This is a genomic window from Bradyrhizobium algeriense (assembly GCF_003062295.1).
GTDB lineage: Bacteria > Pseudomonadota > Alphaproteobacteria > Rhizobiales > Xanthobacteraceae > Bradyrhizobium > Bradyrhizobium algeriense.
The window spans coordinates 1-14,930 of the sequence record NZ_PYCN01000048.1 but is presented as its reverse complement, the minus strand read 5'-3'; the positions used below and the strand labels follow the sequence as shown (position 1 = coordinate 14,930).

General features: G+C 60.5%; 10 protein-coding genes and 8 pseudogenes. 14 read left to right on the top strand and 4 right to left on the bottom strand.

The genetic code is table 11. From position 1 onward, the window contains the following. Nucleotides 1–9: 9 nt before the first annotated feature. The 5 genes and pseudogenes from C7G61_RS46515 to C7G61_RS45590 all read left to right on the top strand — a co-directional run. Nucleotides 10–430: pseudogene (locus tag C7G61_RS46515) on the top strand (IS66 family transposase zinc-finger binding domain-containing protein); the annotation flags it as partial. Between the two features lie 335 nt (nucleotides 431–765). After that, nucleotides 766–2,622 carry a hypothetical protein gene (locus C7G61_RS38890; protein WP_145963768.1) on the top strand — a complete coding sequence of 619 codons (1,857 nt, stop codon included), beginning with the start codon at nucleotides 766–768 and terminating at the stop codon, nucleotides 2,620–2,622. Continuing rightward, nucleotides 2,622–3,388 (top strand): annotated as a pseudogene (rfbF, locus tag C7G61_RS38885) (glucose-1-phosphate cytidylyltransferase); the annotation flags it as partial. The gene C7G61_RS38890 and the pseudogene rfbF, both read left to right, overlap by 1 nt. Before the next feature lie 109 nt (nucleotides 3,389–3,497). Then, nucleotides 3,498–3,815 (top strand): GDP-mannose 4,6-dehydratase, encoded by a 318-nt coding sequence (locus C7G61_RS45595; RefSeq protein WP_202975827.1) that lies wholly within the window; start codon nucleotides 3,498–3,500, stop codon nucleotides 3,813–3,815. 118 nt (nucleotides 3,816–3,933) lie between these two features. After that, entirely contained in the window at nucleotides 3,934–4,074 is a 141-nt protein-coding gene (locus C7G61_RS45590) for a hypothetical protein (protein WP_202975826.1), read from the top strand. 704 nt (nucleotides 4,075–4,778) lie between these two features. On the opposite strand, the gene C7G61_RS38875 is transcribed toward C7G61_RS45590, so the two are convergent. Genes C7G61_RS38875 through C7G61_RS47300 form a run of 3 tightly spaced genes read right to left on the bottom strand, consistent with a single transcriptional unit; the run spans nucleotide 4,779 to nucleotide 6,851 of the window. After that, the gene (locus C7G61_RS38875) at nucleotides 4,779–5,525 is read right to left on the bottom strand and encodes an SDR family oxidoreductase (protein ID WP_108522910.1); all 747 of its coding nucleotides are present in this window, start codon (nucleotides 5,523–5,525) and stop codon (nucleotides 4,779–4,781) included. Between the two features lie 59 nt (nucleotides 5,526–5,584). Next, nucleotides 5,585–6,475, bottom strand: coding sequence for a hypothetical protein (locus tag C7G61_RS38870; protein WP_338026173.1), 891 nt, complete (start codon nucleotides 6,473–6,475; stop codon nucleotides 5,585–5,587). Continuing rightward, nucleotides 6,411–6,851 (bottom strand): FAD-binding protein, encoded by a 441-nt coding sequence (locus tag C7G61_RS47300; RefSeq protein ID WP_338026172.1) that lies wholly within the window; start codon nucleotides 6,849–6,851, stop codon nucleotides 6,411–6,413. Before C7G61_RS47300 ends, C7G61_RS38870 begins: the two co-directional genes overlap by 65 nt. 235 nt (nucleotides 6,852–7,086) lie before the next feature. Here C7G61_RS47300 and C7G61_RS38865 point away from each other — a divergent pair. From C7G61_RS38865 to C7G61_RS38825, 9 genes and pseudogenes are all read left to right on the top strand, one after another. Continuing rightward, a pseudogene (locus tag C7G61_RS38865) lies at nucleotides 7,087–7,230 on the top strand (transposase); the annotation flags it as partial. A gap of 500 nt (nucleotides 7,231–7,730) precedes the next feature. Continuing rightward, nucleotides 7,731–7,856 carry a hypothetical protein gene (locus C7G61_RS47125; protein WP_274542308.1) on the top strand — a complete coding sequence of 42 codons (126 nt, stop codon included), beginning with the start codon at nucleotides 7,731–7,733 and terminating at the stop codon, nucleotides 7,854–7,856. Continuing rightward, nucleotides 7,853–9,199, top strand: a complete 1,347-nt coding sequence (locus tag C7G61_RS38860; protein ID WP_108522909.1) for an FAD-binding oxidoreductase — start codon at nucleotides 7,853–7,855, stop codon at nucleotides 9,197–9,199. Before C7G61_RS47125 ends, C7G61_RS38860 begins: the two co-directional genes overlap by 4 nt. A 101-nt stretch (nucleotides 9,200–9,300) precedes the next feature. Then, a pseudogene (locus tag C7G61_RS38855) lies at nucleotides 9,301–9,737 on the top strand (EamA family transporter). Continuing rightward, a pseudogene (locus tag C7G61_RS38850) lies at nucleotides 9,734–10,744 on the top strand (NAD-dependent epimerase/dehydratase family protein). Before C7G61_RS38855 ends, C7G61_RS38850 begins: the two co-directional pseudogenes overlap by 4 nt. 92 nt (nucleotides 10,745–10,836) lie before the next feature. After that, a pseudogene (locus tag C7G61_RS38845) lies at nucleotides 10,837–12,209 on the top strand (aspartate aminotransferase family protein). Between the two features lie 636 nt (nucleotides 12,210–12,845). Then, nucleotides 12,846–12,986, top strand: a complete 141-nt coding sequence (locus C7G61_RS45200) for a hypothetical protein (protein ID WP_190242185.1) — start codon at nucleotides 12,846–12,848, stop codon at nucleotides 12,984–12,986. A 457-nt stretch (nucleotides 12,987–13,443) separates the two neighbouring features. Further along, nucleotides 13,444–13,877 (top strand): annotated as a pseudogene (locus C7G61_RS46510) (transposase); the annotation flags it as partial. After that, complete coding sequence (locus C7G61_RS38825) at nucleotides 13,854–14,201, top strand: hypothetical protein (RefSeq protein WP_244608684.1); 348 nt, start codon at nucleotides 13,854–13,856, stop codon at nucleotides 14,199–14,201. The pseudogene C7G61_RS46510 and the gene C7G61_RS38825, both read left to right, overlap by 24 nt. Here the strand turns inward: C7G61_RS38825 and C7G61_RS38820 are convergent. Next, nucleotides 14,202–14,634: pseudogene (locus C7G61_RS38820) on the bottom strand (transposase); the annotation flags it as partial. Nucleotides 14,635–14,930 lie beyond the last annotated feature (296 nt).

The window sequence follows — 14,930 nt, the reverse complement described above, 5'->3', positions numbered from 1 at the left end:
GAGCACTGAGAGCTGGAAGCATCCGCAACCGAAGACGAACTGGCAGCCGAGAAGGCAGCGGCCAAGACGCAGACCGCACAGTCGTTTGGGCGCAAACGGCCGTCGCGCAGACCGTTCCCCGACCATTTGCCGCGCGAGCGCGTCGTGATCCCTGACCCGGAGAGCTGCCCCTGTTGCGGATCATCGAGGCTTTCGAAGCTGCGCGAGGATATCACCGAGATGCTGGAGTGCATTCCGCGCCAGTGGAAAATGATCCAGCATGTGCGCGAGAAGCTCGTCCTGTCAGGCTTGCGAAGCAATCACCCAGCCGCCGGCTCCCTCGCACCCGATTGCGCGTGGACGCGCCGGGCCGAAGCTGCTCGCCCATGTCCTGGTCGCCAAGTACGGCCTGCACCTGCAATGGAAAGGGGAGAAGCACAAGTGGAGAAGACCGCGAGGCGAGATCAGTGACGCGGAGCACTGGGACGGACCGAACCGTATTAGCGACGAAGGCTCGTATTGAGACCGAAGCGAAGGGATCGGATCAGGTGGGCTGGCCATCGTCGCAACTGACAACAGGAGGACGACGGTGAACAGCCGACATCGACAAGAGAGAGGTGTACGCAGCATATCTGCGGGTGCGATCCAATTGTGGCGCAGCCGGTGTCGGCGATAGACTCTACCAAACTTGGGGGGAGATTGCGGGGCTCAGGTCAGTTAGAAGCTCCTCCGGGCTGATATCCATTGGAAATGGACCTCGTCTACGAGGCGGGCGGGAGGGTGGCTATGCCAAGACGTACCAACTTTGCCAACGGAAGGACGTTGTCAATATTGATGGATCGGACTTTGCTGGCTCTGTCCGCCGTAACCACAGCAATCCTTTTCGCTTGGCCGCTATACTACAGCAGGTACGGTCTCAACATCTACGAAGGTTACTTCCTTAACTTCATCGCGAACCCATTCGGGTACGCAATCAATGTTCCGCCGAGCCTTTTTGGCTTTGTCCATCACTGGCCATATCAGTGGGCGGGGGGCGACATCGCTGTCCTTCGTATGGCGAACATCACGCTCACTATCGCGCTCGGCTGGATTCTCAGCTTCCTTGTGATCCGACGCCTCTGGACAGTGGGCTGGCCGCATGCGGCGGTGCTATCGGCAGGGATCGCCAGCCTGGCATTAGTCGCCTTTCGGTCCTTGATGCTGCTCACCCCCAACTATTACACACTCAACATTCAATCGGTCTTGACGGTGATGATCGGCTTGCTGCTTGCCGATCGGCCAGGGCGCATGCGCCAGGTCTTGGGGTGGATTCTGGTCGGCGTTGGCTGCTGGTGCTGCTTCATGGCCAGGCCGACCAGTGCTCCGGCCATTGCCCTCGTCGTTATGCTCTATGTCGTTGTATTGGGCCGAAAGTCGCTGCTGTCCATGTTTGGCGCGGCGCTGGTCGCTTTCGCTCTACTGATCTCTACCGCCTACGTGATCGACGGCGGCGTCACTAGGTTCGTGACCCGCATGGTCAATGGCGCTGAGGAAATGATCTTGCTGGGCCGCGCCGGGGATAACTTGATGGGCGCCGGGAACAGGGTGTCTCAAATTTTTCAGCTCTACTGGCTCACCACCAGTCGCTCACAACTCGCCATCGCTATGTTACTCGCGACAGCCCTTCTGCTCGGCATTCTCATGGGATCTGTGCACAAGTTGCTCCCATCGCTAGCTCTCGCTGCGGTGCTGATCGTAACAATAGCGATTGCGCTGCTGGGGATCGATCCGATCAGTATCAAGCCCTCGACCCTGTTCCTGGTGCCGGCCTTCACATGCCTTGGCGCGATGGTTTATCGCGAGGGAACGGTTCTGCGCACCCAGGCTCCCACAAGCATCACTCTCGCGCTGACCTTTTTGGTCCTGCCCCACCTGCTTACACTGGGCTCCGTGGCGGATTACTGGTGGAACGTTTCGCTTGCCGCCTTGTTCTGGATGCTCGCGGCCGTTGCCTTCCTGAGTCCTCTTGCCCGACAGGGACGCAGCGTCGGCACCCTCCTGCCCCTGACGGCTTTTGCACAGTTGCTCACTGCATCGGTGGTCAATGCTGGCATGCTCGAGCCTTGGCTTCAGGCGAAGGATATGCGCGCTTACACTGCTGTCATGTCAGTGCCGGGTGGTGGCAAATTGGTGCTCTCGCAATCATTCCACGACTACCTGGCCACGGCCATAACCCAGGCTCGTGCGGCAGGCCTTGAAGTCGGCACCCCGGTGATCGATCTCTCCGACTCGCCGACCCTGCTGTATGTGCTCGAGGCGCGAGCGCTCGGCTTACCATGGCTGATCGGAGGATCTTTCGGCAGTAACGCAGTCGCGGTGGAAGCGCTCGGACTTGAGAACTGCGCCGATCTGGCCAAAGCGTGGGTGCTGATCGAGCCGGAAGGCCCGCGTCGTCTTGACCAAGCCCGTGTCATGGCCTCCTTTGGAGCCGGGCAGGCGGACTACGTCGCCGCCGCTGCGTTCGACCCCTCTGTCTATGACCGGGATTATCCGATTCATACCAGGCAGCTTTTGTTCAAGCCCGTACGCTCCGCCGCGCTGGCGGAGCAATTATGCCGTGAAGCCAGACGACAACGGCCGGATAGCCAGAAATGGAGCCAATGATGAAAGCTGTGATCCTCGCGGGTGGCTTTGGGACCGAATCTCCGAGGAAACCCACCTTCGGCCCAAGCCCATGATCGAGATCGGCGGCAAGCCGATCCTGTGACACATTTTCACAATCTACTCTCACTATGGGATCAGGATTTCGTCATCTTGCTGCGGCTACAAGGGCTATCTGATCAAGGAATACATCGCCAACTACTTCCTGCACGTGTCGGATGTCACCTTCGACATGACAGATAAGTGCATGGAGGTTCACCACCACCATGCCGAGCCTTGGAAGTGATGCTGGTCGACACGGGCGAGAAGACCATGACTGGTGGTCGGCTCAAGCGGGTTGCTAATTACCTGACCGATGACGATGCCTTCTGTTTGACCTATGGAGATGGTGTGGGAGACATTGACATAACCGCATTGATCGCCTTCCACCGTCGCCAAGGTACGCTCGCCACGCTAACTGCTACCTATCCGCCTGGCCGTTTCGGCGCGCCCTCGAAATTCGCGCTGATCACCGCGTCGCCACCTTCAAGGAAAAACCCCGGGGTGATGGGGGGATGATCAATGGTGGCTTCTTCGTGCTCTCGCCGAAAAGTAATTGACCTGCTGGTGGATGACTCCACTGTTTGGGAGCGCGAGCCGCTCGCGGCCTTTGCTGAGCAGCAACAGCTTTCGGCCTACCAGCACCACGGCTTCTGGCAGCCCATGGACATTCTGCGCGACAAGACGTTCCTCGAAGGGCTCTGGGCTTGAGGGGAAGGCTCCGTGGAAGTGTGTGGAAATGAGTGCCTTCTGGGCGGGCAGGCGCGTCTTTCCCACCGGGCACACGGGCTTTAAGGGCTCGTGGCTCGCGCTTTGGGCTGCAACATCTCGGCGCTCGGGTGAGCGGCTACGCGCTGGCCCCGCTGCCCGCAAGGCCCAGCCTGTTTGAAACTGCCCGCGTCGGGGCTGGCATGGAGTCGATTCTGGGCGACGTGATCAACTACGATCATTTGGTCAGCACGCTTCGTAGCGCTGCGCCCAATATCGTTATCCACATGGCCGCACAATTATTGGTGCGCTATTCCTATGCCAATCGAGATGAGACCGATCGCACCAAAGTCATGGGAACGGTGCACTTGTTGCAGCACTCTGTCCGCGCCGTGCTCAACATCATCTCCGATGAGTGCTACGAGAATCCTGAATGGATTTGGGGCTAGCGTGAAAACGATCGGCTCGGCGGACGTTCATCCTATAGCACCAATAAGGCCTGTGCCGAACTTGTGTCCTCGGCCTTCCGTTATTTTTTTTCAGCCTGGCAGCCAAGTGGGTGACACGGTGGCGCTGGCCACGGCGCGTGCGGGCAATGTGATCGGCGGCAGCGACTGGGCCCAGGATCGCTTGATACCCGATATCCTGCGCGCCGTTGCAGCGGGGGAGGTGGTGGAAATCCGCTCACCGACTGCAATTCGTCCGTAGCAACATGTGCTCAACCCCCTTTCAGGATATCTTGCGTTAGCGGAGCGCCTCTTCACCGATTGGCGTTGCTGATGCCTGGAACTTCGGTCCAGCCGAAGCCGACGCTCGCTCGGTGGCTTGGATTGCCGATCGTCTGACCGGCATGTGGTCGCCGGAATCCTATGAACCGTCACCCATGCACCGGAACCGCACGAGGACCACTATCTGCGGCTCGATTGGGCAAAGGCAAGCCAGAAGTTGCGTTGTGCATGCGCGCTGGGACTTGTTCACGGCGCGGACCTGTATCGTGTTCTAGACTAGACTGCAATGTCGTTGCTTTCAGTGATATAGCGCTCGTGGCATTGCGTCGGGCACGATCTTTGGCGGCGTTCTCGCAGCCCTATGTGTTCGGAGATGTTGCGGAAAAGAACCTTCCGATTCCGGTCACCGCGGTTGAGGAGCCGCGTTTCCGTGCCGCGCGGGAGACCCTTTATCGCGTCGGCTCACGCTCGTTCATTGACTGAAGGCCCGCTCTGATTCCCCGGCCATCTGAGTGTTTTTTGCTTTAGGCCAGCGCCCCTCCACAGACAGTCCGGGCAGAGATAGGAGATGAACATACAGCCCGCCGGGTCGAGCGCTGATCTGACCGCGTCAGGGGATGGCGGCGACCACCGAGTAGCGGACATTTAGTCTCCGGCATCGCAATTCTCCGCTACCGGGCTTTGCTACAACCCGAGTCGTTTGAAAATTCGCTCTGGTATCAGGCGGATGATCAGTATCACGAAGAACCAGATGGATCGCACATAAATCACATCCTTGCGGCGATTAAGACCACTGAGGACGGCTTCGCCCACCTCGGCCGGAGTGGCGGTGACGAGCGGCGGCAGCTTCATATGTTCCGTCATCTTGGTTCGTACGAACCCCGGCTTGACCGTCATCACATGAATGTTGCCGTTGATCGCCAGGCGATTGCGCATGCCAGAGAGAAAGGCGCTGAAACCTGCCTTCGCAGAGCCGTAAAAATAGTTGGAGCTACGTCCTCGCTCTCCGGCAACAGACGATATTCCGACGATAGACCCGTATCCACGCCCGAGAAATCGCTCCGCGAAGACACTAAGGATCAGTGCCGGGCCCTCGTAATTTGAGCGAATGATCTCTTTGGCGTGATCAAGGTCAGTTTCGGCGCGAGGCTGCTCACCAAGAAGGCCGACAACCGAGATGACGACATCCGGAAGATCGGGCAGCGCGTCGACGAATGCAGTGAACGAAGCCGTGTCAAGCACGTCGAAGGCGTGAATGGTGACCTGGCGCGTAGTGCAAGCCGAAATATCGTCGGCCTCGCGCTGAAGGTCAGGCAGTGAGCGTCCCGCGAGCCGAACTGTCCATTGGCTCTGGGCGAAGGCAAGCGCGGTTGCCCTGCCAATGTCCGACGTGCCTCCAAGGATGAGAACGACTCTTTCGGCAGCGGCCATCGGTTCCTCTCAAATCCAGAGTCGCTCGGCGAGGCGCGATTTTTCGTTTCCGGGTGGGATCAACGTCCGTCGGACCTCGCTGAAGAAAGACAGATCGCCGTAGCCTGCCTCAAAGGTGGCTCGTGACTGCCGTGCATCCTTTGCCAGATAAAGCCCCCCGCGGCGACGACAAGCTCGTCCAGCTCATCGAGAGCGGAAAACAAATCGCGCTCTATCGGAGAGTCGAAACCTAGAGTGTAGCCCGGCATCGGAAATGACAGGGAGCCGCTCCCGGCCCCGAGCTTCTTCAGGACCGTCAAAAAAGAGGATCCGCCGCGTTTGGCGATGCGATCGAGCATTTCAGCGAGGGTCGCCTGCGCATTTTTTGTGGGAAGCACGCTTTGGTGTTGAACGAAGCCACGCCGACCATAGATCCGGTTCCAGTTGCCTAGTGCATCGAGCGGAAAGAAGTAGGGATGAGCGGGGACGAGGGTGGAAGAGGCGGCCTTGCGCGCTCCAGCCCGGAAATAGAGCTGGTTGAACGCTGCGCCAGTCCAATGATTCAACACAAAGGATGGTGCATCGACTGGCATCGACATGGGAAGTTTTCGAAGCGGAAACCGATTTGCGACCTGCCGTTCGCCGAGTTGATGAGAACCGGCGTGTTCTCCCAAAAACACCAGCGAGCGGCCAAGGCGTGCGCCCCTTGCCAGGCAGTCGATCCAGGCTACCGAATAGGTAGCGCTCTCGCTACCCTCCAACGCGGTAATCGCGGCGCCGAGATCATCCGCGACGATGGTCCGCTGGCGGATCCAGCCTGTCTCGACGGGGCGGAGCCGGATCGTCGCCTCGAGAATTGTGCCGGTTAGCCCGCCAATCGTGGCGCGAAACAAATCGGGGTGCTCTTCACGAGATACCCCAATCGTTTCCCCCGTGGGCACTACCAACAATATTCTCAACATATTGACCAAAGCCGCCCTCGCAGTGGTGGTTCTTGCCATGCACGTGGGCCGCGATTGCGCCGCCAACGGTGATGAAACTCGTACCGGGAACGACATAGGGAAAGAACCCGCGGGGCAGGAATGTCGTAATCAGGCTAGAAAGAAGCAGGCCAGCTTCCACGGTTAGCTGGCCGGTCCGGGGATCGAAAGCTCGCATGCGGTTGAGGTGCGCCATCTCGATGGTCTGGCGAACGCCGACGGCTGCGTCTCCATTTGCTCGGCCATTGCCGCGGGCAACCGCTTGATCGGCCTGTACCGTCGCTCGTCGGGCGGCATCGACTGTGCACGAATGGATCATTTCGGTGTCATTGATCGGATAGCGGCCCCAATCCGAAATCGTCGTCACAGTCTTCAAGTCCTCCGTGAGTACATTTCTTGGCATAGGCGCTTCCTGCTAGCCTCGTAGAGAAGGCTCATTCTAATGGATATCAGCCACGAGGAGCTTCTAACTGACCTGAGCTCCCGCAATCTCCTCTCAAAATCGGTAGAGTCTATCACCTCGGTGATCTGAGGCCGGCAAATTGGGCTATTTTTGGTCAGAGTTTTGCGCTGCCGCCCCTCGGCTGGGAGGAGCGAGAGGCATGAAGGCCTCAAAATTTTCGGACGCCCAGAAGGCGTCCATCTGAAGTGGTGCAACGACGGGGTTGGTTGCGGACATCTGCCGTACGGTCGGGATCAGCCAGGCGACGTATTTCAACGGAAAGAAGAAGTATGACGGATTGCTGCTGAGTCCGGCGCTTCTGGACAGTGGGCCGGCCGCATGCGGCTGTGCTATCGGCAGGAATCGCCAGCCTGGCAGTCGCCTTTCAACTATGGCTGCCCACCCCCAACTACAACACACAATCGGGGATGCATCGTTCGAGATCACTGTCATCTTCCCCGCAGATGAGCGCTGCAAATCGACCCACCGCCGTGCGGCAGTCTTGAGCGGTGGTCCATGGCCGGCAATCGCTTATTTTGATCGCTCTTACATCACGCTTGGGTGCCGCAGGTTGGTGTCATCGTTGACCGGACGGCGGTCCACTTTGGCATCGCGGCCTGCAACAGGTGAATCTCGCCTGGCATTGCCAGATACCCGACGAATGTCAGACATGCGACACAGCCGGTCCGATGGATTGCCTTCTATCTAAATGAGTTTTGCCTTTGGCGCGCATATTGCTTTGCGTCCTCCGCAAACGGATCACGGACCGGCGATAATCGCGGAGAACGTCGAAATGTTAGCACAATGCTTTCTGCTGGAGCCTACATCTGGCCAATACACCCGATCGTCTTCTTTATCAGCGACTGGCGCAGCCAACTCATGGCTGAGATCGGCGCGCTGCTTCTCGTGATCGCGGTGATGATGGCATGAGGTCCCCTCATAGCTTCGGCCTGACCAATCCGGCCGCGCCGAAAGTGCTCGGCCCCGAAGCCGCGATTGCGCTGCTGAAGACTGGGACGACGGAAGCCGGTTCGCTGCTCGGATATGGCAACGGCCGCAGCTACGGCGACAGCTGCCTCAACGGGCAGGGCGCGGTGGTCGACATGCGCTCGATGAACCGTATCCTCGCCTTCGATCCTGCGACCGGGATGATCGAGGCCGAAGCAGGCGTGTTGCTATCGGACATCATCGCCCACGTCGCGCCGCACGGCTTCTTTCCGGCGGTCGTTCCTGGAACGCAGTTGGTTACGCTGGGAGGCGGGATCGCCAACGATATCCACGGCAAGAACCATCATCGTCGCGGCACCTTCGGCTGTCATGTCGAGGCGCTGACGCTGCTCACCTCGGACGGACAAACCCACCGCCTGAAGCGGGGCTCGAAGTGCCGGCTCTTTGCGGCGACCATCGGCGGTATGGGGCTGACTGGCCTGATCCTCTCGGCCACCGTGCGCCTGATGCGCGTGCTCTCGCTCGACATTGAGGAGGAGATCACGCCTTTCCGCGGCCTTGATGAATATTTCGCTCTCGCCGAGGCGGCCGATGCCGCCAACGAGTATGCTGTTGCCTGGGCCGACCAGTTGGCCACCGGCCGGCGAGAAGGGCGCGGGCTGTTGATCACCGGCAACCATGCCGAGTTCGGTGCGCGCAAGGCGAGCGCCGCGGGAATGGGGCTCGGCGTGCCGTTCCGGATGCCGGTGAGCGTGCTCAACCGCCCGTTCCTGAAACTGTTCAACAGTGCCTATTGCTGGAAGAAGAGCAAGGCGCGCGGCAAGCAAAAGACCGGCTACCAGGGCTTCTTCTTCCCGCTCGACGGCGTAGCCGACTGGAACCGGCTCTACGGGCCGAAAGGGCTCTACCAACACCAGAGTGTCATTCCGGAAGGTGAGGTAAGCAAGAGTATTCCGGCTCTGCTTGCCGCGGCGCGAGAGGCCGGCCACGGCTCCTTCCTGACGGTGCTCAAGCGTTTCGGCGGCGTCACCTCGCCAGGGCTCATCTCATTCCCAAGGCCGGGCTACACGCTGACGCTGGATTTTCCGAACCGCGGAGCCGAGACGCTCGCGCTGATAGAGCGGCTCGACCGGCTCACTGTCGAGGCCGGCGGCGCGGTAAACCCCTACAAGGACGCATGGATGGCGCCGGAGGTCTTCGCCGCCTCGTTTCCGGCCTGGCGCAACCTCGAGGCGCATCGCGATCCTGCCTTCCTGTCCGATTTCTGGCGGCGCACGGCGATGCGGCTATCGACGGAGGCAGGCCGGGTGCTCGCGGCTGAGTAGAGGAATTCGGGTAGAACATGCAAAACACGAATTCATTCAAATCGAATCGCTTCAACGGTTGTTACCGGGCCGGTGGTAGAAGGCACGGCGGTGGGTGAGGCATGAAATATATCGGCTTCATCTCTTTACGGTTCTGACGAACGCCGCCGCACAGCTCATGCTGAAATACGGCATGATGCAGCTCGGGCCGCTGTCCTTCGCCGGCGTCAACCCCATCCTGAAGATCCTGCAGATCATGTTCAGCCCGTGGGTCTTCCTTGGCCTCTCCATCTTCGTCATCTCTATGGCCTCGCATCTCTACGTGCTGTCCAAGGTGGAGCTGTCGTTCGCTTATCCGTTCCTCAGCCTGGCCTATGTGGCGGTCGCGGCGTTCGCCTATTTCATGTTTCGCGAGGAACTCAACGCGTTCCGCATCGCTGGCATCGGCTTCATCTGCATCGGCACCGTGCTGATCGCCCAGAATGGCGGCAGCCATGCGGAGACCACGGGGACGACGACTACTCCTGAGACCGTCAAGACAAGCGAGCTCGCACGATGAGACACATCATTTTCGGCGGGGACGGCTTTGTGAGCCGCCACCTGGCCCCGAAACTGCTGGCTGATGGCGAGGAAGTCGTCGTCGCCGACATCAACAAGAGTGACCTTCCGCATTACGGCAAGGTACGTTTCGTGCGCTGCGACGTGACCGGCCCTGCTTCGGTCTAGGCGGTTGGCATCAAGTCCGACGACATAGTCTACAACTTGTCGGCCAAGATGCTGTCGCCAATCCAGGTGCGCGCCAAGCGGCACGAGTTCTTTTGGCCGGTCAACTATCACGGCACGGAGCACATCATTCTGGCCATGGCGAAGGTGGATGCGCCGCGGCTGGTCCATTTCACGACCGACATGATCTACGGCCACACGGTCGTCCATCTGATGACCGAGGAGCATCCGGTCGGGACGCTTGGCGAATACGGCGTGTCGAAGCTGAAGACCGAGGAACTGGCGGAAGAATGGCGCACGCGCGGCATGCGCATCTCGCTGTTCCGGCCGCGCCTGATCATCGGCCCTGGCCGGCTCGGTATCCTGGAGAAGCTGTTCAAGCTGATTGACCGGAACCTTCCGGTGCCGATGATCGGCTCGGGCAAGAACCCCTACCAGTTCATCTCCGTCTTCGACCGCGCGGAAGCCGCGCGGCTCGCCTGGAAAGCGAACGTGCCAAACGAGGCCTACAATCTCGGCTCGCTCAACCCACCACCGGTGCGCATGCTGCTTGGCGACCTGATTAGGCACGCAGGCTCGAAATCGTTCCTGCTGCCGACACCCGCCTGGGCGGTGAAGCGCACTCTCGACCTGCTCGCTCTCGTCAACATGCCGCTGATGGACCCCGAGCAGTATCTGATCGCCGACGAGATGTGCGTACTCGACGTCACCAAGGGCAAGCGGGACCTGGGCTGGGTGCCGCAATACCGCGACGAGGACATGCTGATCGCCGCCTACAGCGAATACCGCGCCAAGAAGGACGGCAAGGCCGTCGCCGCGCCCGAACACGTTCCGGCCGAGTAAGAGTTCTTTCCGATGACCAAGCGACGAACGATGCGTGCCCGGCGATCGAGGAGCCCGAACTGGCGCCCGCCTCGATCGCGCGGCCGGACCTGATGACGGTGGAGGACGCCAAGGCGCTGTCCGTCGCCAGGATGACGGACCTCTTCAAGACCCACATCAATCCCGGCCAGCTGCACTTCATGAAGCTGCTCGGCTTCCACAAGGTGAAGGTCGAGCGCGCCGAGGGCATGTATTACTACGACCAGAACGGCCGGAAGATACTCGATTTCTTCGGCGGGTTCGGCTCTCTGGCGCTCGGCCACAACCATCCGCGCATCATCGCGGCGCGGAATAAATTTCAGGACGAGAAGCGGCACGAGATTGCGATCGCCTTTATGTCGCAGTATGCGGCGGCGCTTGCGCACAACCTCGCTGCCTGCTCGCCGGGCGACCTCAACATGGTGTTCTTCGGCTCCTCAGGCTCCGAGGCCATGGAAGCCGCGCTCAAGCTCGCCGAGCGCGCGGCGGGGCCGGCTCGGCCGAAGATCGTCTATGCCGAGAATTCCTTCCACGGGAAGACCAAGGGAACGCTCGCCGTCACTGACGGCAAGCTCTATCGCGCCGAGTTCCGGCTCAACGACAACACGGTGCGCGTGCCGTTCGGTGATATCGGCGCGGTCGAGAGCGCCTTCCACTCCGACCCGCAGATCGGCGCGATCGTGCTTGAGACGATCCAGGGCGGCGGAGGCAGGCGCGCGCCGAATACTGGCAGAAGCTGCGTAAGCTCTGCGACCAGTACGGCGTAATCTGGGTCGCCGACGAGGTGCAATGCGGCTTCGGTCGTGCCGGCCAGTTCTATGCCTTCGAGCACTACGGCGTAGTGCCGGACATCACGACGCTGGCGAAGTCGCTGGGTGGCGGCAAGAGCGCCATGGCCGCGATGATCGCCAGGCGCGATGTCTACATGAAGGCCTACGGCACGCCGAAGACGGCCATGATCCATTCCCAGGCAACTTTCGGGGGCATCGGCGAAGCATGCATCACCGCGGTCGAGGCGATCAACGTCCTTTATGACGAGAACCTGATCGAGAATTCCGCCGAGACCGGCGCCTACCTGCTCGACCGACTGCGGGCGCTGCAGGCGAAATATCCGAAGATCATCAAGGAGGTCCGGGGCAGGGGCCTGATGATCGGCATCGAGTTCCAGGACTTCAGCCAGACATTGCCGGCGGTGCTGCGGCCGGTGGTCGGCATGCTCGACGAGAAACTAAAGGGCTCGCTCTCCGGCTTCGTGGGGGCGCTACTCCTGCGCGACTACCATGTGCTGGTGGCCTTCACCGAATACAACCGCAACGTCATCCGGCTCGAGCCGCCGCTGATCTGCACGCGCGACCATGTCGAGACCTTCATCGATGCACTCGACAGCCTTCTCGCACGCGGCATCATTTCTATCGTGAAGGATTTCGTGAAGAGCCAGGTCGGCTGACAAGGCAAAGGGCGGGGCATGGCGGAAACCAGCGCTGGGACGGGCGGCGATCGCCGGGCATTGCCGCTTCCCTGGGAAACGACGCCGCGCATTCCCTTGAGGGTAACCATCGCTGCCCTCGACAGGCTTTCCGCGGCCATTTTCGTGCTGTTCATCATAGCCCTCGCCGCATCGCGGAGCTCGTCCCGGAGCGCGAATGGGACATGACGGCCTATCTCGCGCTGACGATCGAGGAATAGTATGAGACGCCCGAGGCATTACATGCGGCGACGTGGAGATCGTCAGGCAAAACACGACCGAGAAGGAATTCACCTCTCTGACGGCGCGCGACTATCGCCGCGCACAGTTCGCGAATGCTGAGGATTTCGTCTCCCAGCACCGATGTACAGGATCAAACCGGGCTACCTCGCCCTGCTCAAGGCGATAGCCCCTGGCCTCAGACCGGGCGGGCAATCCAGGCCGTCAACGCGGTTTCCGTGCTGCTACTGGACGGTTGTCTGTGCTCTGGATGTGGCGCGACTTCCTGCAAGGGCGCGCTCTTCCCGATGCCTCCGCTGGCCCTCAGCAGCATCGTCATGACCGCGCGGCTCGGCACGCCGGACATGCTGGCCGCGGCGCTGACGGTGGGCGGCAATCATGCTGTTCCGCAGCCAGTGGGTCTGGGCGAGCCTGCCGGTGCTGATCGCTGTTTTGCTGACGCACCCGGACACGATCATCTTCCTGTTGGCGCTCCTGCTCGCGAGTTGCCGTTCAGATGGCGCTGGCTGGCCGCGCTGACCACCGTCGTGCTGGCAGCCGGACTTTCGGTGCCGCTGGCCGATGCTGCCGGCCATATCGGCGCGTGGCCGCATTTCTGGTTTTCAACCATCGAGAGGGTGCCCAACCTCACGAGCTTCCGGCCGGATTTCAACGTGTTTGCCTATCTCATCGGATTCACACGCGATCTCGCCATCTCGCTGATCGAATACAACTGTCTGCCGGTGTCCCTGCTGCTGCTTGGGGCCTGCTTCATCCTGCGCGAGCGGCGGGAAATCTCCAGGGAGTTTGCCGTTCCGATACCCGCCATGGTGCTGGCCGTCGGCGGCAAGTTCGTTGTGTTCCCAATAGCCTCGGACCGGATCTACGCGGTCTATCTCTGGCTGTTCGCGACCGGACCGCTCGCCCTCTGGAAACCTTCGCTGCTTTTGCGGCTTGCGGCGAAAAATCAGTTGATTTTTCCGCGACCCTGCAACGTCATCCACATTTCCACCGTGTCGTGCCTGGTGGTGGACCTTCGCCCGACGGCACACGCCGGGCCGCTTGCCGGCCCGGCTTCTTCCTGCCGGTGCGCGTCCTCTCTCGGCTGTTCCGCCGCCTGTTTCTGCAAGAGCTGCAAGCTGGCTTCGCGGCTGGCCAGTTAGGCTTTTGTGGCGATCTCGCCCATCTCGCCGATCCCGCCGCGTTCACCCACCGGCTCGATCGGCTGCGACGGACCAACTGGGTCGTGTACACCAAGCCGCCATTCGGCGGCCCGAACAGGTGCTGGCTCATCTCGGCAGCTAACGCATCGCGTCGCCATCGCCAACAGTCGGCTGATCTCGCTAGCCGATGGTAAGGTGAGCTTTTCCTGGAAGGGACTATCGGCAGAATCGCAAGGCCAAGGTGATGACGCTTGACGCCGATAAGTTCAGGTGCGGCGCGGCAAGTGTCGCACTTTTCCGGAACAGCCGCGGCTGGCAGCAGCTCATCGAGATGCGCCGCGTCGTCGATATAGTGCTGAGCGACTTGGAGACGGTCTATGCACCGCGAAAGGACATGACCGATTGCTGCTGGGATTTAAGGGGAGTCTCAACAACTACGAACTCGATCTTTTACGCCAGCGTTCGCTCGGCCCGCCGCGAGAAGGCCAAGCGCGGCGAACTCATCGTCGCAGCGCCCGTCGACTTCGTGAAGATCGGCGATCGCCTTGAGAAGGAACCCGATCGGCGTGTGCAGTCACTCTGGTATCCGTAGCACCTGCATGTCGCAGATCTCGCGGATCCGCTTCACGATGCCGCCTGCTCGGGGCGACGGTACTTGTCGTAGTAGGTGGAACGATCGAACCCAAGCGCTCCACAAGCACGACCTATCGAAACCATCCAATCGCGACAGATCGCGTCGACCAGCTCCCGCTTTCGGGTAGGCCTTAAAGCTTCGCTTGATGACGTCCTGCAGCATCTCGCGGTCCAGCGGCAGATCGGCCTCGATCTTCTTCAGGCGCGTGTTCTCCTCCTCGAGCTGTTTCAGCCGCTTCATCTGCGAAGGCATCAGCCCGGCGTATTCTTCTTCCAATTGAAATACGGCCTGGCTAATGCCCGCCTTTCGACAAATTCGGCCACCGGCGTGCCGTCCTCACCCCGTTTGAGGACGAACGCCTTGTGCGCGTCGAAAACCGCGATGCCTTCATCGTTCTCCGCTCCCGTTCCCAGTGAGAAAATCACGCGGAAAACCCTACGCCGACTTGAGGGCATTCATGGGAGGCAGACTATCCGTGATCTGAGACCGCCAATCTTAGCATTTTGGGCTAGAGTTCCGCTGCCGGATTCTCTCGGCTGGGAGGATCGGGAGACCTCTAACAGTCCGCTGAAAAACCATGAAATGGAGAGTTTTTTTATTCTGGCCGGTCGTTGTTGGGGCGACGCGGCGGAGTTGGATGTAAATTTCTAGCCTGGTGTTGGGTGCACCTGACGCGGGGTGGCTAAG